22 protein-coding genes and 1 tRNA gene are annotated in these 17,730 nt (G+C 64.0%); 8 read left to right on the top strand and 15 right to left on the bottom strand.

The genetic code is table 11. The annotated features are described in order from the left end of the window. Positions 1 to 110 precede the first annotated feature (110 nt). Positions 111 to 1,388: a diaminopimelate decarboxylase gene (lysA, locus tag OPC11_RS04810; RefSeq protein WP_264781170.1), complete on the bottom strand. Its 1,278-nt coding sequence runs from the start codon at positions 1,386 to 1,388 to the stop codon at positions 111 to 113. Between the two features lie 166 nt (positions 1,389 to 1,554). Here lysA and OPC11_RS04805 point away from each other — a divergent pair, with 166 nt between their 5' ends. Continuing rightward, positions 1,555 to 2,448: a serine hydrolase gene (locus OPC11_RS04805; protein ID WP_264781169.1), complete on the top strand. Its 894-nt coding sequence runs from the start codon at positions 1,555 to 1,557 to the stop codon at positions 2,446 to 2,448. Here the strand turns inward: OPC11_RS04805 and OPC11_RS04800 are convergent. Together OPC11_RS04800 and OPC11_RS04795 are read right to left on the bottom strand one after the other, a co-directional pair. After that, entirely contained in the window at positions 2,441 to 3,442 is a 1,002-nt protein-coding gene (locus OPC11_RS04800; protein WP_264781168.1) for a C40 family peptidase, read from the bottom strand. The two genes, OPC11_RS04805 and OPC11_RS04800, sit on opposite strands and share 8 nt — an antisense overlap. A gap of 79 nt (positions 3,443 to 3,521) precedes the next feature. Beyond that, on the bottom strand, positions 3,522 to 3,929 hold the full coding sequence (locus OPC11_RS04795) for a desampylase (protein WP_007976938.1): 408 nt from the start codon (positions 3,927 to 3,929) through the stop codon (positions 3,522 to 3,524). Positions 3,930 to 4,018: 89 nt separating this feature from the next. Between OPC11_RS04795 and OPC11_RS04790 the strand changes: the two genes are divergently transcribed. After that, positions 4,019 to 4,103 (top strand) — tRNA-Leu (locus tag OPC11_RS04790). A gap of 831 nt (positions 4,104 to 4,934) precedes the next feature. Here the strand turns inward: OPC11_RS04790 and OPC11_RS04785 are convergent. Beyond that, positions 4,935 to 5,234, bottom strand: a complete 300-nt coding sequence (locus OPC11_RS04785; protein ID WP_007976941.1) for a hypothetical protein — start codon at positions 5,232 to 5,234, stop codon at positions 4,935 to 4,937. 9 nt (positions 5,235 to 5,243) lie between these two features. Next, entirely contained in the window at positions 5,244 to 5,450 is a 207-nt protein-coding gene (locus tag OPC11_RS04780) for a hypothetical protein (RefSeq protein WP_264781167.1), read from the bottom strand. Here OPC11_RS04780 and OPC11_RS04775 point away from each other — a divergent pair. From OPC11_RS04775 to OPC11_RS04760, 4 genes are all read left to right on the top strand, one after another. Next, a complete protein-coding gene (locus tag OPC11_RS04775; RefSeq protein WP_264781166.1) occupies positions 5,443 to 5,760 on the top strand; it encodes a hypothetical protein in 318 nt (105 codons plus the stop codon). The genes OPC11_RS04780 and OPC11_RS04775 overlap by 8 nt on opposite strands. A gap of 177 nt (positions 5,761 to 5,937) precedes the next feature. Continuing rightward, on the top strand, positions 5,938 to 6,861 hold the full coding sequence (locus OPC11_RS04770) for a HalOD1 output domain-containing protein (protein ID WP_264781165.1): 924 nt from the start codon (positions 5,938 to 5,940) through the stop codon (positions 6,859 to 6,861). Between the two features lie 12 nt (positions 6,862 to 6,873). Beyond that, a complete protein-coding gene (locus OPC11_RS04765; protein WP_264781164.1) occupies positions 6,874 to 8,985 on the top strand; it encodes a hypothetical protein in 2,112 nt (703 codons plus the stop codon). A 33-nt stretch (positions 8,986 to 9,018) separates the two neighbouring features. Beyond that, positions 9,019 to 9,480, top strand: coding sequence for a DUF5813 family protein (locus tag OPC11_RS04760; protein ID WP_264781163.1), 462 nt, complete (start codon positions 9,019 to 9,021; stop codon positions 9,478 to 9,480). Between the two features lie 117 nt (positions 9,481 to 9,597). On the opposite strand, the gene OPC11_RS04755 is transcribed toward OPC11_RS04760, so the two are convergent. Further along, positions 9,598 to 9,828: an Lrp/AsnC ligand binding domain-containing protein gene (locus OPC11_RS04755; protein ID WP_007976954.1), complete on the bottom strand. Its 231-nt coding sequence runs from the start codon at positions 9,826 to 9,828 to the stop codon at positions 9,598 to 9,600. Position 9,829: 1 nt separating this feature from the next. Beyond that, a complete protein-coding gene (locus OPC11_RS04750) occupies positions 9,830 to 10,519 on the bottom strand; it encodes a TrkA family potassium uptake protein (protein ID WP_264781162.1) in 690 nt (229 codons plus the stop codon). 176 nt (positions 10,520 to 10,695) lie between these two features. Between OPC11_RS04750 and OPC11_RS04745 the strand changes: the two genes are divergently transcribed. Next, positions 10,696 to 10,926 (top strand): Lrp/AsnC ligand binding domain-containing protein, encoded by a 231-nt coding sequence (locus tag OPC11_RS04745; RefSeq protein ID WP_007976958.1) that lies wholly within the window; start codon positions 10,696 to 10,698, stop codon positions 10,924 to 10,926. A 35-nt stretch (positions 10,927 to 10,961) separates the two neighbouring features. Here OPC11_RS04745 and pdhA read toward each other — a convergent pair whose 3' ends face one another. From pdhA to OPC11_RS04725, 4 genes are all read right to left on the bottom strand, one after another. Beyond that, positions 10,962 to 12,008 carry a pyruvate dehydrogenase (acetyl-transferring) E1 component subunit alpha gene (gene pdhA / locus OPC11_RS04740; protein ID WP_007976960.1) on the bottom strand — a complete coding sequence of 349 codons (1,047 nt, stop codon included), beginning with the start codon at positions 12,006 to 12,008 and terminating at the stop codon, positions 10,962 to 10,964. Between the two features lie 101 nt (positions 12,009 to 12,109). After that, positions 12,110 to 12,310 carry a hypothetical protein gene (locus OPC11_RS04735; RefSeq protein ID WP_264781161.1) on the bottom strand — a complete coding sequence of 67 codons (201 nt, stop codon included), beginning with the start codon at positions 12,308 to 12,310 and terminating at the stop codon, positions 12,110 to 12,112. A gap of 71 nt (positions 12,311 to 12,381) precedes the next feature. Further along, complete coding sequence (locus OPC11_RS04730; RefSeq protein ID WP_264781160.1) at positions 12,382 to 12,699, bottom strand: cupin domain-containing protein; 318 nt, start codon at positions 12,697 to 12,699, stop codon at positions 12,382 to 12,384. Further along, positions 12,696 to 12,929, bottom strand: a complete 234-nt coding sequence (locus tag OPC11_RS04725) for a hypothetical protein (protein ID WP_007976967.1) — start codon at positions 12,927 to 12,929, stop codon at positions 12,696 to 12,698. The genes OPC11_RS04730 and OPC11_RS04725 overlap by 4 nt, the downstream gene beginning before the upstream one ends. Positions 12,930 to 13,001: 72 nt before the next feature. On the opposite strand from OPC11_RS04725, the gene OPC11_RS04720 reads away from it, so the two are divergent. Further along, positions 13,002 to 13,673 carry an MBL fold metallo-hydrolase gene (locus OPC11_RS04720; protein WP_264781159.1) on the top strand — a complete coding sequence of 224 codons (672 nt, stop codon included), beginning with the start codon at positions 13,002 to 13,004 and terminating at the stop codon, positions 13,671 to 13,673. 442 nt (positions 13,674 to 14,115) lie between these two features. On the opposite strand, the gene OPC11_RS04715 is transcribed toward OPC11_RS04720, so the two are convergent. The 4 genes from OPC11_RS04715 to OPC11_RS04700 form a co-directional block, all read right to left on the bottom strand. Beyond that, complete coding sequence (locus OPC11_RS04715; RefSeq protein ID WP_264781158.1) at positions 14,116 to 14,520, bottom strand: GNAT family N-acetyltransferase; 405 nt, start codon at positions 14,518 to 14,520, stop codon at positions 14,116 to 14,118. A 130-nt stretch (positions 14,521 to 14,650) separates the two neighbouring features. Continuing rightward, positions 14,651 to 14,971: a CTP synthetase gene (locus OPC11_RS04710; protein WP_069450397.1), complete on the bottom strand. Its 321-nt coding sequence runs from the start codon at positions 14,969 to 14,971 to the stop codon at positions 14,651 to 14,653. Further along, complete coding sequence (gene guaA, locus OPC11_RS04705) at positions 14,971 to 15,888, bottom strand: glutamine-hydrolyzing GMP synthase (protein ID WP_007976974.1); 918 nt, start codon at positions 15,886 to 15,888, stop codon at positions 14,971 to 14,973. Before guaA ends, OPC11_RS04710 begins: the two co-directional genes overlap by 1 nt. Then, on the bottom strand, positions 15,888 to 17,534 hold the full coding sequence (locus OPC11_RS04700) for a CTP synthase (RefSeq protein WP_264781157.1): 1,647 nt from the start codon (positions 17,532 to 17,534) through the stop codon (positions 15,888 to 15,890). The genes guaA and OPC11_RS04700 overlap by 1 nt, the downstream gene beginning before the upstream one ends. Positions 17,535 to 17,730 lie beyond the last annotated feature (196 nt).

Genomic DNA, 17,730 nt, shown 5'->3' with positions numbered 1-17,730 from the left:
CGCCGTTCGAACCATCTTTCTCACGGCATTCGCCGTTCGAACCATCTTTCTCACGGCATTCGCCGTTCGAACCATCTTTCTCACGACGTTCGTCGCTCGGACTACTTCGCTCACTGCCGTTCGTCGCCCAGTCCTTCGGGGATCGAGTCGTTTCCGAGCACGTCGTCACACGACTCGCGTTTCCTGAGCAGGTCGTATCCGCCGTCGCTTCGGACCAACACGACCGGCGGTTTCGGCTCGGCGTTGGTGTGACTCGCGCTGCCGAGCGAGTACGCGCCGATTCTGTCCACCGCCACGAGGTCGCCGGGGCCGAGTTCGGGCAGCGGGACGTCCTCGCTCAGCACGTCGCCGGAGTAACAGAGCGGCCCGGCGACGTGGTACGTCCGCGTCGGTTCGCGGTCCTTCACCGCGTAGACGGGATACGGCCAGTACGACGACACCGCGTTCGTTCCCCCATCGAGGACCGCGAAGTCGGCGTAGGGCGTCTCCTTGACGACGCCGACCGTCCCGAGGAAGGTTCCGGCGTTGCCGACGAGGCGTCGGCCCGGTTCGACGAACAGCCGCGGCTCGTCGAGGTCGTATTGTACACACGTTTCCCGAATCGTCTCGGCCATGTGCGCCACGATGGTTTCGGTGTCCGGCACGTCCTCGTCGTAGGGAACGGGGAATCCGCCGCCGAGGTCGAGCACGTCGATTTCGACGCCGAGTTCGTCCCGCACGTCCGCCGCGAAGCCGAGCATCTCGCGGGCCGCGACTCCGTAGGGTTCGACGCCGCGAATCTGGCTGCCGACGTGCAACTGCACGCCCGCGAGCGAGACGAACTCCGATTCGACGGCCTGCCGCGCGACCGCCATCGCCCGCCCGCTCTCGATGTCGAGCCCGAACTTGCTCTCGCGGGTCGCCGTCGCCACTTCGGGGTGGGTCGGGACCTCCATCGCGGGATTGCCGCGAATCAGCACGTCCGGCACGGTTTCGGTCGCCTCGGCGGCCACGAGTATCTTCTCCAACTCCGTCGCGTTGTCCACGAGGAGGTGGGAGACGCCCCAGTCGAGCGCCCGTTCGATGTCCTCGGGCGCTCGGTTCATCCCGGTGAGGAGCACCTCCTCGGGGTCGAATCCGGCCCGTCGGGTGGCCGTCAGTTCACAGCGCGCGTAGGCTTCCGCCTTACAACCGGCGTCCCGAAGCACCGACAGGACGCCGAGGTTGTAGTTCGCCTTCACCGCGAAGTGGACCTCGGAGTTCGGATACTGCTCGTCCAACGCGTCCCGGAGCGTCCCGTAGTTCGCGCGGAGGTCGTCCTCGAAAAAGGCGTACAGCGGCGACCCGTACGCCGACACGAGGTCGTCGGCGTGCCTCCGCAACCGCTCCGTTCGTTCCGTGAGTTCCATGCCCGAACATCCCACAAGCGGCGGATAACGGTTGACCCTCCCATGCTAGGTGGCGCTTCCCCTGATTCGTCGGTCGTTCTTTCCCAAACCCCCTCCGACACGAAACTATTTGTAGGCGCGGGCGACCAGTGTGTCGGCATGGCGACGAAATCGGGGTCGATGACCGATGCGTCCTGACACCCCCGCTATCGACACGCGCGACGAACTGGCGGCCACCATCGCGGCGTACGACGAGACCATCGACGGCGACCTCGGCGTCTTCCTCGGATTCCCGTCCGGCCCGGACGAGTTCGACGTAGTGTGCTCTCACGACGAGACGCGCGTCTTCCAGAGCGCGAGCACCGTCAAACTCCCCGTCCTCTACGCCCTCTACGAGCGGTACGACGCCGACGACCGACTCGACGAACTCGACCGGCCCTGCCCCCTCTCGCCCGAAAACCGTGTCGGTGGGAGCGGGTTGTTGCACCTCCTCGACGCCACGCCGACGGTCGAGGACCTCGCGCGTGCGACGATTTCGGTGAGCGACAACGCCGCGACGAACCAACTCATCGACCACCTCGGGATGTCGGCGGTGAACGACGCCGCGGCCCGTCTCGGCATGGACCGAACCCGCCTCGCGCGAAAGATGATGACGACGCTCGAAGACACCGACTTCGGGGAGTTCGACGTGCACGTTCCCGCGGACGAACCGACGAACGCGACTACGCCGCTCGACTGTGCGCGGTTCTTCGCGGACCTCGCGTGCGAGACGACGCTTTCCGCGGCCGCCTACGAGCGAATGCGCGTCCCGCTCGCCGCCCAGAAGGACACGTCGATGGTCCCGCGCTATCTCCCCTACGAAACCGACGTCGCGCACAAAACCGGACGGCTTCCGACCGCCGCACTCGACACCGGCTTCCTGTCGGTTCCGGACCGCGACCGACCGCTCGTTTTTTCGGTCTTCATCGACGGGGTTGGTGGGACGGAGACGGACGGCGCGCGAGCGACGTCCGACACGGGTGCCGACGCGGCGGACGCCATCGCCGAAATCGGGGACGCCGTGTTCGCGTGGCTCAGATAAGCCGTCGCGCGAGTTCGAACTTCTCGTCCAAGTCGGGGATGTACGAATCGCTTTCCGGGTCGAGACTGTTGATGACGACGGCTTCCGCGCCGCCGTAGGCGTGGACGTACTCGTCGCCGCCGAGGCTGATGGCGACGTGACCGGGGAAAAAGAGCAGGTCGCCGGGGCGGAGGTCGTCGCGCTCGACCGACTCACCCATGGCCCGCTGTTGGTCCGCGTCGCGGGGAAGGACGAGTCCGTTGACCCGATAGGAAATCCACGCCAGCCCGGAGCAGTCGATTCCGTCGCTCGTCATGCCGCCCCAGTCGTACTCCGTTCCGAGATACTCTCGTGTGATTTCGACGATATCGTCCCCGGTGGGATTCTCCGGCGGTCGCTGAATCGCCCCATCCGCCGAAGCCACCCGTTCGCCGGTTCGGAAGACGGCCGTCGTTTCGGTATCGTCCTCGACTTTGCAGGGGGTTCCGGCGTACACCGTCTCGCCCTCCGTCGTCGTGGTATCGCGGGCGACGACCGCGTTCGCGTCTTCGACTTCCATCTCGGCGAGCGCGTCCACATCGACCCACCCGAGATACCCGTCGGGCGTGAACACTCGCGCCCAGTCGCCGTCGCGGTCGAAGACGGCGACTCGCGCGCCGTACAGGACTTGCGTCACCTGTTCGCCCTCGTCGTCCGCGTCCCCGCGAACGGGGACGACGGACCGCGCGACGGTCTTCTCCGTTCGGAGCGATTCGAGGACGGTGAGGTCGCTCGTCGTCGTTCGTCCGGTCGCGCGCTCGACCGCCTCGCACGCTTCGCGTTCGTGTCGGGAGGTTGAAACCGATCCACGGAGTACGAGTTCGTCCCCGTTCGATTCTCGTCCGGCGGGAGTTACGTCGAAAACCGCGACCCGCGAGTCGGGTGCGTGTCTCGTCTCGCAGCACTGTAGCGCCAGTTTCGCGCGGTGGGTCGGGTCCATTCGGTCGGCCGCCTCGACGGGTTCCGTTTCGTCCATGCCACCTGTGTTCGAAGCGACGTAAAAAATCCCGCCCCTAGATTGCTACCGTCCTCGGTGGTTGCGGCGGTTCGCGCGGCTACGTCAGCCGCACCACTTCCGGTTCGAATCCCTCGCCGGTCCAGCGCCACGACCCGACGAACGGGTGCGAGCCGTTCAGCGAGACGATGACGTAGGAGTAGCCGTCCCACGTCGCGTCCGCCGCGTCGGTCGCGCTTGGTTCGTCCGGGCCGAGCGGGTGGGAGTGATAGAACCCGACGACCTCCCGGCCGTCCGCTTCGATTCGTTCCATGACAGCGAGTTGCTCCTCCGGGTCGATTTCGTAGTGCGTTCGCGCGTCCGCCGCGACGTTCTCCGCGTGAAACACCTCTTCGACGTTCGCGGGGTCGCCGCGGGTGCCCGCGAGGATTCCGCAAATCTCCGCGGGACGGCCGCGACGCGCGCGACTGACGAGCGTATCGTACGCTTCGCGCGAGAGGGCGAGCATGGACGAGGATTCGGTTCGAGGCGTGATAAACACGGGAGGCCACCCCTAACCGAAACCCACTTGCAGGGGAAGCGGTAATCGACTGACGCGCGAGGGTTGCCAAGCTAGGCCAACGGCGGCGGGCTTAAGACCCGCTCGTGTAGACGTCCATGGGTTCGAATCCCATCCCTCGCATGAGTCGGCGCGACAGTCCGTCGCGCCGTACGAATCGGCTGAATAGGTTCGAATTAGACCGAGGTTCTGCGCGAAGCGCAGGTTCTCGGGCGTTGTTCGAATCCCATCCCTCGCATCGCATTCTGCCTGCTGTACTTGCCAACCGAGTAGACACGTTTGTCCGAGGCGCATCACCGAACTGAACGACGACTTCCACCGTACGGCCCACCAAAAAACGAACTGTCGGAACTCCCTACGCGGCTAGCCGATGTCCACACGGCCACAGCCGCATGTACTCGGGGTCAGTCACCGTTATCATCCTGACGCGCTCGTCACAGCGCGGACAGGTTTGGGGAGCGGTCGCTGAGCGGTACGCTTTTCTTGCGGAGAATCCTTGTCGAGCATGCTTCGGTAGTGGTCCGAAGCAAACGAGGTAGGTGTTCTAGCACCTGCCTTTGCGGCTGTAGCCTCGTTCGCTTCATCCTACATATCTGATTCCGGTGGCTTACTGGTATCGACCGGTGGGTTCGAATTTCGGGTGCGAAGAGCCGAAAGGATGGGTTTCGCGGCGATGCTCGACCAGCATTGAACCGAACTTTGACATCCTCGACGGCGGCTAGCGACCTGTACGTGTCTTCCCGCGAGAACGACAACTATCGTACTTGTCGGACGAATTGAATAAAATCTGACTCGACGTGCGAAACGCTGTCACGTCAATCGAATCCGTTGCTCACGTCCACCATCCGAACTCTGAACGTTTCAAACTTCACCTTCGAATTTCACACAAACAATACCAATCAGAACAAATTATTGTAAGATATTTACGTTTGTTCGGAATAATCGTAACAATAATCAACCGATGACGGGAACCGATGACCAGCGACCCATGCTCCCGGTCCAGACGCGAACCTCGGTATCCCGTGTGCTCACTCTCTTACTCATTGCAGGACTTCTCATCGCAGGGAACGTCACCCCGTCCGCCGGTCGCGGCGGTGGTGCTCCGGGCGTGCTCGCCGCGACGACCAACGCGACGGCGACCGCTACCAACACGACCACCTCGTCGTCTACGACGGCCACCACGACCAACGCGACCACGACCACCGGGACGTCCACGACGACCCAGACGACCACGACGATTCCGACGACAACCACGACGACTACTCAAACAACCACGACCACAACGACCACAACCGCAACGACGACCACCACCCAAACCACCACAACAACGATACCGACCACCACGACCACCACAACAACGACGCCGACTACGACGACAACCACGACGCCGCCGCCCTCCACGACCGCGACCACGACGACTTCCACGTCCACGACGACTCCGACGACAACGACCACGACCCCAGTGACCACGACGACTACGGCACCACCCACGACGCCGACCGACGCGACATCGGCATCAGCGACGACCGCTATCGAGTCCGAGACGACGCGGGAGCGGACGACGGAAACCGACCGAGGGACCGAGCGCACGAGCGCCGTCCCGAACGGTTCGACGACCGATTCGGGCACGCCGGAGAACGCCGGTCGTCTCTCCCCGCCCGGCGGCGATTCGAAGCGGTGGACCCTCGGGGATATGGCGGCCCTCTTCGCGATGTGTCTCGGCGGCCTGCTCGTCGTTGTTCCGTGGATGTTCTCCCGCGCGTACGAATGGGTGGGGTGAACTGGACGGTGCGGTGAGTGGACGAGGCGATGTGGTCGGAGCGGAACGAACGTCGAGAGCGGTTTCCGCGGTTCGAGAACCGACGGAGAGCGCGACGAAAATACCTATCGGACGAAATCATTATCAGAGAAGTGACGATGGGTTTTTCACTGTCGCTCACAGAAGCTTAAAAAGTATATGACTGAGGACGGTTCCCCTGACGAGCGCGGTGTGTACCGCGTGCAACACGACCTCTCCAGCCCGCAGTCACTCAGCACGACGGTGACGGTGGCTGTCGCGGACGTGGCAGGCGTCGAACCGGCGGACATCCCCGAACAACTCTACGACGTTATCGACCCCGAGGCGCTCGACAAACTGTTCAAGTCACGCGACGACGGCACGCCGCGACGCGGCGGGCGACTCTCGTTTTCTCTGTACGGCCACCACGTAACTGTTCGCGGCGACGGGTCGATAACCATCGAACCGGGTCTCGCACGCATCAAGCGACTCGGGGGGAATCTGCTCGTCGTCGGGTCGGTCCCGGATTCCGTCGTCGACGCCGCCAGCGTCCCGCTACTCGGCGATTCGACGCGCAACCGAACGCGGCTCTTCGCGCTCCACGACCGCAGCATCTCGACGGCGCGTACTCGTCTCTCTCGCGCCGGTTCCGCCGGGTCGGACGCGCACGTCGTGGACTATCACACCGGCGCTCGGTCCGCGGCCGCCGAATCTTCGGTACGGACCACCCCGACCGTCGAACGCGTGGACGGCGATATACACGAGTTCCGCGACGAAATCGTCGACGCAATTGAACGCCTCGACGCGGAACACGGCGGGTTCGCACCGGCCGAGCTTCGCTTCTGTTTCGATACGCTCCGCCCGCTGGTGGAGACCCACGACGACGCCGAGGTCGATGCGTTCCTCGATACACTCTGTCACCGCGTCAAGGACGTCTCCGGGATGGGCCACTACGTCCTTCCCATCGACCGCGATTCGCCGCAGGTTCGCGCCATCGCACACCGGTTCGACGCGATAATCGAACTCCGTGCGGGGGACAGCGGCCCGGAACAGCGCTGGCACCTCCGCGAGACGAGCTACACGACCGAGTGGTTCGACGTTTGAGGTCATCCGCCAATGAGTGACGTACCCGTCCCCAATACCATCGGCCGAAGCGTCGAGCCGCTTTTTCGACCGCGGGACGACCGACCCGGGGTTTCCATCATCGACCCGCTGGAACGGTGTCAGTACGCTATCGAAACGTCACAGTGTGTGGAACCCCGTCCCGTCTCCGTCGATGGGTTCGCCGCGCCGGTCAGTGCGGTGGCTCGCGTCCGAACGGACCGAATCGAGTTCCCGTTCCTCGTCTCCGCGTTCGTCCGCGACACGTCCGGCGAACTGGTCGCTACGGTCGACCACGAGACGGAGGTGACGCTCCCGTCCGACGAATATTACGTCGAACTGACGACGCCGGTGAAGACGTATCTCCGCGTGGAATCCGCGCTCGACTTCGAGGTTGGAGACGACCGGTTGACCCTCTCGTTGGGCGACGAATCCCCCCTCGAAATCGGTGCTCGGTCCGACCACACCCGCCCGGCGGGGACGGTGACGACGACGAGCGACCCGGCGGACGTGATGGCGGCCATCTCCTCGTTCGGGTCGGCGTTGAAGACGACCAGTCCGGAGCGGTCGTTCCCCACGCTCCGCGGACACCCCCCGACGGTCGAGTTCGGCGACGAACTCCACGTTCCGGACGACCTGCAACCGCCGGAAACGGGCGTGACCATCGAAGTCCCGCCGGCGTTCGAGTTCGTCTTTCCCGTCGCCTCGCTCGCGTACTATCTCGGCGCGACGGTCGTCCCCGGAGATACCCCCCGAATCGTCACGGACAGCGGTTCCCACGCCCTCGACCACCCGGAGCGCGGGTTCGAAGGCGAAACGGCCCGCGTCCTCAAACAGGCCCTGTTGCTCGACTGTCTCACCCGTACCGAGGGGTTGTATCGCTTCGACTTACACGAACGGCGGGAAGTGGAACCCTTCGTCGACCTCGACTTCGCGGCCCTCTACGATGCGTCGCTTTCGGACCGACTGCTGGCGTACCTCGACGTGCCGTTCTCGCTGCTCGATGACGTGCTTCCCACGTGGCGACTCGCGGTGCAGGCCACGGACGACCACCGGAACGCGGCCCAACTTCCGTACGTCATTCGAGACTTGCCGATAATCGGCGTGGCGACGACTGACGGAGCGTCCAGCGAGCCGGTCGCGACGGCGGCAGATATCGGCGAGTTCACGCGGACGACAGACGTGGACAGGAGGTATCCCGTGGAACCCGCCCCCGACGAGCGGTACGTCGTGCCGCCGAAGACGGAAACGCTCGAACACGCGTGGCTCGGCGACGGCGCACCGGTCGGCGGGAACAAACTCGTCGATGCCGGGTTCGAACATCGCGTGGACCGCGATGGATCGACGGACGACCCGCAGATCACTATCATCTGTAACGACCCGAAGATGGAAGCGGAGTACCGCGATTCGCTGTACTACCACCGGGACGAACTGCCGTTCGACGTGACCATCGACCGGAACTGCTCGACGGCGGACCTTCGGCGACACCTCCGCGAACCGACCGACTTTTTCCACTACATCGGCCACGTCGAAAACGAGGCGTTCGTTTGTCACGACGGACTTCTCCATCCCGACGATGTGGCGACCGTGGGCGTCGATATGTTTCTGCTGAACGCCTGTCGGTCGTACGTCCCCGGCAAACGCCTCATCGAGGCGGGCAGCATCGGCGGCATCGTCACGTACAGCGAAATCGGCAACGCCGGAGCCACCGTCATCGGCCAAACCATCGCCAAACTGCTCAACGCCGGATTCCCGCTCCGGGCGGCGCTTTCCATCGCACGCCGACGGCGACTCGTCGGCAATCAGTACGTCGTCGTCGGCGACGGCAGCATCCAAGTCGTCCAATCGGAGAGCGCACCGGTCGTGTTCTCGGTCGAACCGCTCGGCGACGACGAGTACGCGCTCGGCATTCGAACCTACCCGACGAACCAACATTCGATGGGGTCGTTCCTCCTTCCGTACATCGACGACGAGGAGTCGTACTACCTATTGGGTGGCGACCTACCGACGTTCACGGTCACGGGGGACGAGTTGCAACGATACCTAAAACTCGAAGATACGGCGGTCGTCTACGACCACGACCTGTACTGGTCGTCCGACGTCGATGTCCGCCGCGACTTCTCGTAACGCCCTTCCGTTCTCCGGCCCTACCGACGGGCAATGACGCAGACGAACGCGGTCGAACGAGCCTTCGGCCTGCACGACGGCTTCGAACCGGACGACGACGGCTACCTCGTTACCACGACGCCGTTCGACGGACGCGTTACCGTATCCGACTCCATCCGAGTGACCGTCAGAATGCCGATGCTTTCGGGCGTCGTGGCGGACGATTCGGTCGCCGACGTCGTTGAAACCGGTTGGTTCGAAACGCTCGAACTCCGACTGGAAGACGCCCACACGGTCGTTTCCTCGGACGACGCGACGCCACCGACGATAAGGCGAGACGGCGACGAAGTAGTCCTCGAAGTCGAGTTCTCGGGGTATCCCGACAAAGCGGCCGAGAACGCGAAGGCGGTCGTGGATTTCGCCGAGGGGACGTGGATGCAAGGTCTGATTCCCGGCTACGACTACGACGAACCCGCCGCGGGGATGTTGAACCGGGCACACCAATCCTACGACTAACGGTCGGCTATCGGTCGTGTCGCGGCCGGGTGTCGGTCAAATATTGGTGGAGGGGCATCCGAACGGCGTACAAAGAGGACGAGCGGCGTCGTTTTGCGATTCTCTCGGCCCTTTATGTCAGTCCATCGATATGTACGTCTGAGTGTCCTCGACGCCCTGCACGCCCTGAATTCCGTCGGCAGCGACGGTCTTCACTTCGGCGGGGTTCTCGACGTCCACCTTCACGATGAGGTCCACGTCGCCCGCGACGATGTGGGCGTCTTCCACGCCGTCGATGTCGAGAATCGCGTTCTTCAACCGGTCCGCCTCGCCCGTGTTCGCCTTGACCATGATGTATGCGGCGACCATCTCAGACACCCCCCGCTCCCGCGGCCGCTCGACTGCCGTCGCCGACGAGTATCTTCCGAACGTCGTCCAACACCGCGAAATCGGCGAGGACGGCTACCCTGTCGCCGACTTCGAGGGAGTCGTCCGGGAGCGGAATGCCGATCCGCTCGTCGTGCTTGCCGAACGCGAGGATGCGCGAGTTCGCGGGCAGTTCGAGTTCGCTGATGGAGTAGCCGCGCATGGGTGACTCCTCGGTGATGGTGAGTTCGACCACCTGCAAGTTCTGGGCGATATCGGCGATGGCGCGGATGTTCCCGCCGAGGAGGGCGTTTTTCGCACCGATGGCTCCCAGTCGCTCGGGGTAGACCACTTCGTCCACGTCGCTGGCGAACTTCCGGTAGATGTCCTCCCGGTAGTCGTTGTCGATGCGCAGAATGGTTCGACAGCCGTGGTGTTTGCCGACCATGCAGGCCGCGAAGTTGACGTTTAGGTCCCCCGTCAACCCCCCGAGGGCGTCCGCGGTGTCGAGGTCCGCCTGTTCGAGGACCGATTCGCGCGACCCGTCGCCCTCGATGACTTCGAAGTCGTCGGTGCGCGCACGCTTCACTTTGTTCGCGTCGTTTTCCACCAACACGACCTCGTGCCCCTCTTCGCGGAGGACGCGAGCGGTTCGCAGGCCGACCCTACCTGCACCTATGATAACGAATCGCATGTCACTCCGTACGATAGAGGGGTTGAATAAGCTTTCTCCGGTGACGAACCGGCCCCTCAATACCGCCGCTCGGGAGCGCGCTGGTCGGTGTCTTTGGCGGATTCGGGACGAAACGACAGTATCGGATCGTCGCCGGGCAAAGGTTTTTCTCGCATGATAGAGTATCACACGGCATAATGGTGCACGCGTTTATCATGGTGAACACGGCCGCCGGAAAGTCCCAAGGGTTGCTCGAATCGGTGCGCGGCCTGGCGAACGTGGGGGAGGCGCACATCGTCGCCGGGGACTTCGACATCATCGTCGAGGTGGATACGGACGAGGTGTACGAAGTACTCCAAACCTCCTCGTCCGATATTCAGGGACTCGATGGCGTCGTGGACACCAAAACGTACATCGCTATCGACTGATTCGTTCTCCCGAGCGCGGTTTTTTGCTATCCTTCTCAGTGTTCCAGTTCGTACACGTCGTGGTCTTCGAGGAACGAGTCCAGCCATTCGCGCTGGTCGCGGAGTCGCGGGGGCACGTCGGCGTACACCCGGTCGAACACGTCGTGCGGGTCGGGGTCCTCGACTGCTTCCGCTTCCTCGACGGCCTCCGCGAGGAGTTCGTCCGCCTCGTCGTAGGCCTCCTCGACGAACTCGTCGTCGATGACACCCTGCTCGCGGAGCCACGTCTCGTAGCGGTCGAGGGGGTCCGCCTTCCGCCATTCGGGGAGGTCCTGTTCCACGTCCTCGTACTTGCTCGGGTCGTCGCTCGTGGTGTGGGCACCTTGTCGATAGGTGAGACTCTCCACGAGGACCGGCTTTCCCTTCCGGGCGGAGTCGAGCGCGTCGGCGACCGTTTCGCGGACCGCCAGCGGGTCGTTGCCGTCCACCTGCACGCCCTCGAAACCGTAGGCCTCCGCCTTCACGGCGATGCTGTCGCTCGCGGTCTGCTTGTGTCGCGGGAGGCTGATGGCCCAGTTGTTGTTCTCACAGAAGAAGACGACCGGCGCGTCGAACACGCCCGCGAAGTTCAGCCCTTCGTGGAAGTCGCCCTCGCTCGTCGCACCGTCGCCGAAGTAACAGAGAACGGCGTCCTCGTCGCCGCGGTAGTTCATCGCCATGCCCGCGCCCGCCGCGTGGGGGATTTGCGTGGCGATGGGTACCGCTTGGGGAAACGTCGGGATGTCGTGCTCGGAGTTGAACTCCGGTCGTCCGCGACGGAACAGCAAGATGTCGCTGATGGGGACGCCGCGTGCGACCTGCATCCCGTTCGAGCGGTAGGTCGGGAAGAGCCAGTCGTCGTCGGCCATCGCCAGCGCGGCACCGACTTGTGAGGCTTCCTGTCCGCGGTACGGCGGCCAACTGCTCATCCACCCGCGTCGTTGGAGCGCGATGGCGCGCTCGTCGAATCGCCGGGCGAGAACCATCCGTTCGAACGTCTCCCGGGCGGCTTCCGCGGAGAACGGCGTTTCATCCAATTCGCGTTCCCCGATGATTCGGTTCATGCCTGCGGGGATGTATCGCGGTTTCAAAGTCGTTCCGAAAGCGGTTACCTCGACTAGCGGACGGTGCCGTTGTTGGAGCAAACTGCAACTTCGACGGGAGTTCAGGCGACGAACCGCTGATAGCCGTCACGAGCGAGTCTCCCTGCCCCGCCCACCGTCAGCACCGCCGCGCCGACCACGACCGCGCTGTGAACGCCCGCCACGGTCGGGAACGAGGTGTACTTTCCGAGAACGAGCAGGACGGTGGCGAGAAGCCACAGGACGTAGAGCCCGAGCGAGAACCGGCGGAGGGAGTGGTTCATCGTTCGTTATTGTTGGTGAGATAGAACAAATATCTTCCGCACCGAATCCGTCGAAAAGAGTCCCGCCGCCGTCACGGAAGCGGGCAGAGGCTCGCCGTCAGCATCGCCACGTCGTCCGAGTCGTTGCGCGCGCCGTGGACGACGCCGCGCTCGTGGAGCACGACGCCGGGAGCCGAGACCGTCTCTTCCTCGTCGTCCTGAATCACCGTCACCTCGCCGGAGATGACGTGAAAGACGTTCGTGCTGTCGCCGTGTTCGTGCGGGCTGAGTTCCGCGCCGGGACCGAGCGCGAAGGCCTTCACGAGCACGTCGTCGGTGACGACCAGTTCGTCCGTCAGCACCTCGCCGTCGCCCGGGTCGAGGTCCGGAGTGCGGTCCAACACGTTCATTCCTCCGCGTATTCGGCGTTGTCGCCGACGAACCCGGATTTGAAGCTGATCCACGCCAGCACGCTGATGAAGAGCATCGGCGGCAGGATGGCAAAGCCCCACAGCGGGTTGAGTCCCCATCCGAGGATGAGCACGAGGTCGAACAGCCCGAGCGCGAGAAACGGAAGGACGGCTTTCGTCGCGCGCCACCGGTCGATGTCGCGCGTCTCGGTCGGCAGTGGCGTTCCCATAGCAGGAGTTGCGTCTCGCACGACCAAAAATCACCCGTTCACGCTCAAGTGGTTGGCCGTCGTGGGTCCGATATGGTAACGCAACTCGCGGACGACGTGTGGTGGCTCGACCTCGGGAGCGTGAACTGCTATCTCGCCGACGACGGCGGCGACCTGACCCTCGTGGACGCCGGGACACCCTTCGACAGCGGCGACATCATGCGCGGCGTGCGGGAGGCGGGGTACTCCATCAACGACGTGGACCGCGTGCTGCTCACGCACTACGACTTCGACCACGTCGGGTCGCTCGCGCGCTTGCCCCTCAACGCGCCGGTGTACGCCGGGGCGGCGGACGCGCCGCTGCTCTCGCGCGCGGACGCCCCCGACTGGCACAACCACAAGGGAGCGCTCCAGCGCGTGACCCGACCGCTCCTCTCCCGTCCCGACGAGGAGATTCGTCCCATCGAGGACGGCGACGAAATCGGGAGTTTCACCGCCTACGCCACGCCGGGCCACTCGCCGGGACACACGTCGTACGTCAGCGAATCGCTTAGCGTGGCCTTCCTCGGCGACCTCGTGCGCGAAAACCACGGAAAACTCGAACCCTCCTCGTGGGCCATCAGCTACGACACCGAAGCGGTCTACGACAGCATCGTCTCGCTCGAATCCCGAACGCCGGAGTTCGAGGTGGCCGCGATGGGCCACGGCGTCCCCTTCCTCCGCGAGGGGAGCGAGCGACTGCGCGAACTCGTCGCGTCGATGTGAGTCGAACGCACGCGAGAGGGGACGGGAACCATCCCGAACGCCAGTCGAGCGAACAACGTGGCGCGCGCTGGCACCGGCCTGAGGCCAACGAGGTTTCGAAGAAACCTCTGGGTGAGCGGTGAAATTGCCGAGCAACGCTCGGCAGTCAGCCAGACGGAGTCTGGCGAAACCGCGAACCAGCGGTCGGCCGAAGGTCGATGCTGGCAGCGTGCGAGGGATGACGAAGGGAGCGCCAGCGACCGAAGGAATCGGTTGGGGAGGGAGTGGCCGATGCGGTGCGGTTTCAGTGACGTCTGTACTTGCAGTCACGCGACAGCCCGAAATGCGATTTCTGCTACTGGGTTGCGGTGCGGTCTCATTGACGTCTGTATTTGCAATCACCGCAACACCAACCACGAGTCAGAGAGTGGACGAGGATTTTCGAGAACGCACTTCGTATCCGTCACATTCGCTGGTACATCCCGCGCGAAGCGGGTGCGGTGTACTCGAAGCCGAACTGCTCGTAGAATCCCTCCACGTCGGCCATGAGGTTAACGTAGGCCCCCTCGGGGGCGGTTTCCTCCAGATATTCCATCAACCGCTCCATCATGCGAGAGCCCAATCCTTGCCGCTGATGGTCGGGGTGGACCGCCATGTCGCCGATTTGGTAGACCGACCCGCCGTCGCCGATGATGCGGGCCATGCCGACGACGTCGCCGGTTTCACCGTCCACGACCGTCACGCCGAACACGGAGTTCGGCAAGCCTCGTTCGACCGCCTCCAAACTCCGGGGTGCCATGTCCGCGGCGTCGCGGAGGGCGATGAACTCCTCGGGTGTCGGTAGCTCGTCACGGACTTCGTAGCGCATGCAAAATCCTCGTTGGATGGGGGATTAACCCTACCCCTTCCGACCGATACCGTCGCTTTTCCGCCTCGGTCGTCGCGTGTGTCGCCCAGGGTGTGCGACCGCGTGTACTCTCCCGGTTAGACCGTCCCGGCTAGGCCGCCAACTCCTCGGCGACCGCGCTCGCATCGAGGAGGTTCGGGTCCACGATGAGGTCGGCCTGACTCCGAGCGAATTCGGGGATGGACTGCTCGTCGTAGACGACGACGCGAACGTCCGGGTTCACGTCCTTTGCAACCGCGATGGCCGTGGCCTGTCCGACGTCCGTGAGGACGAAGAGGTCGGCCTCGGTGATGGCCGCGTCTTCGAGCGCGGGACGGGAGGCGACGCCGTTGACAGCCGTCAGTTCGACGCCCTCGGCTTCGAGGGCGCGACCGAGTTTACCGTCGTCGGGACCTGCGATGACTGCACGCATCACTCGTACTCGATGGTCGCCGGGGGCTTATGTGTCACGTCGTAGACGACGCGGGCGACGTTCTCGTTCTGGCCGGTGATGCGCGACTGAATGCGCTGGAGCGTCTCCCAGTCTATCTCCTGCGCTCTGGCGGTCATGCCGTCGCGCGATTCGACCGACCGAACTGCGACGATCCAACCGTGAACGCGGTTGTCGCCTTTGACGCCGGTTCCCTTGCCGACGACGGCGGCGAACGCCTGCCACGGGTCGTACTCCTCCAGTTCCTCCTCCACGACGTGGCACGCCTCGCGTGCGACCTGCGCCTTCTCGGGCGTGACCTCGCCGATGACGCGGACGGCCAGTCCCGGTCCGGGGAACGGCATGCGCTCGGCGATGATTTCTTCCATGCCGAGGGCGCGAGCGACCTCGCGCACCTCGTCCTTGTAGAGGTCGCGGACGGGTTCGACGATGCCGTCGAAGTCCACCACGTCCGGCAGGCCGCCGACGTTGTGGTGGGACTTGATGCCGCCCTCGCTCTCGATTCGGTCGGGGTAGATGGTCCCCTGCACGAGGTAATCCGCGTCCGTGACCCGCGCTTCGCGCTCGAACTCGCGGATGAACTGCTCGCCGATGACTTTCCGCTTCTCCTCGGGGTCGGTGACGCCAGAGAGCGCGTCGAAAAAGCGGTCTTCCGCTTCCACGACTTCCAGCGAACTCATGTAGGAGAACGTCTTGCGAATCTGGTTCGTCTCGCCCTTGCGCATCAAGCCGGTATCGACGTAGACCGGCGTGAGCTGGTCGCCGATGGCCTTGTACGCGAGTCCGGCGGCGACGGACGAATCGACGCCGCCCGACAGCGCGATGATGGCGTGCGAGTCGCCGACCGCTTCTCGAATCTCCGCGACCGCTTTCTCGATGAACTTGCCGGTTTCGACCATCAGGCTTCCACCTCCTCACGCTGCTCGGCTTCGTCGAGGACCGCATCGAGCAGGCCGACGAACGGCGGACTCGCGCGGTCGGGACGGGAGCGGAACTCGGGGTGGAACTGCGTCCCGAAGAAGTACGGATGGTCGTTCATTTCGAGGATTTCCATCCGGTTTCCGGCACTGCCGGAGAAAACGAGGTCCTCGCCCTCGAAGTCCTCGAAGTACTCGGGGTTCACCTCGTAGCGGTGGCGGTGGCGCTCCGTGCAACTCGTCGCGCCGTAGACTTCCTCCGCGAGCGTTCCCGATTCGATGTCGGTTTCGTGCGCGCCGAGGCGCATCGTCCCGCCCATGTCCTCCACCTCGTACTGTTCGGGGAGGATGTCGATGACGGGGTGCGGCGTGTCGGCGTCCAGTTCGGCGGAGTTCGCGTCGTCCAGTCCGAGGACGTTCCGGGCGTACTCCACGACGGCCATCTGGAAGCCGAGACACAGGCCGAGGAACGGCACGTCGTTCTCGCGCGCGTAACGGATGGCCTCGATTTTGCCTTCGGTTCCGCGACTGCCGAACCCGCCGGGGACGACGATTCCGTCGGCCTCCTTGAGGCGCTCCTCGTGGTCGTCGTCCATCTCGTCGGAATCGACCCAGAGGACGTTGACGTCCACGTTCTTCTCCAGTCCGGCGTGTTTCAACGCCTCGTGGATGGACATGTAGGCGTCTTCGAGCGCGTACTTACCGACGAGCGCGATATCGACCTCGCCCTCGGTCTCCTGCGTGACGAGTTCGCGCCACGCGGTGCTCCGGTCGTCGCTCGGAATCGCCTGGTCCGTCAGGGAGAGTTGCTTCATGACGTACTCGTCCAAGCCCTCCTCCTCCACGACGAGCGGGACGTGGTAGATGTCCTCCACGTCGGGGTTCGAGAACACGGCGTCGGTCGGCACGTCGCAGAACAGCGCGATTTTCTCCTTCGTTTTCTCCTCCAGTCCGTCGCTACAGCGCCCGACGAGCACGTCGGGTTGCAGGCCGATGCTCCGGAGTTCCTTTACGCTGTGCTGGGTCGGCTTCGTCTTCTGCTCGCCGTTCTTCGAGTGCGGAACGAGCGTGACGTGGGTCAAGAGGAAGTCGTCGTCGTCCTGTTCCGTGGCGAACTGGCGGAGCGCTTCGAGGAACGGCATGCTCTCGATGTCGCCCACGGTGCCGCCCACTTCGACGATACACACGTCGTGGCCCTCGGCGGCCTCGCGGATGCGGCGTTTGATTTCGTCCGTGATGTGCGGGATTATCTGGACCGTCTTGCCCAGGTAGTCCCCGGCGCGCTCCTTCTCGATGACGTACTGGTAGGCCTTGCCGGTCGTGATGTTGTGGTCGAAGGTCATGTCGATGTCGAGGAACCGCTCGTAGTTCCCCAAATCGAGGTCGACCTCGCCACCGTCCTTCAGTACGTACACTTCTCCATGCTGGTAGGGATTCATCGTCCCCGCGTCCACGTTGAGATACGGGTCGATCTTCACGGCAGTCACGTCGAACCCGGCGTTTGCGAGCAGTCGCCCAGTGCTCGCGGCGGTAATGCCTTTGCCAAGTCCGGACATGACGCCCCCTGTGACGAAAATGAACTTCTTCCCCATCTCGGGGTCGTAGTCTGTCTCGGGGTCAGTCGGCATACTGACTTTCCGCAACCGTTCTTCAAAACCATTTCGGAGGCCGTCCGGTTCGACAGGAGGTGACATATGTTGGATACGTCGGAGGTCCGCCGTGAGATGAACGCGAGGCCGGAAAAACGGAAGGGAGGACGGCGGTGAAAGGACCCATCAGCGCGCGATACGTCGGAGGATCTGTCGGAGAAAAACAAACCAACGT

Source organism: Haladaptatus sp. T7 (assembly GCF_026008575.1).
GTDB classification, from domain to species: Archaea; Halobacteriota; Halobacteria; order Halobacteriales; family Haladaptataceae; genus Haladaptatus; species Haladaptatus paucihalophilus.
The sequence above is the reverse complement of the archived record's forward strand: the minus strand, read 5'-3'. Positions and strand labels throughout refer to the sequence as shown.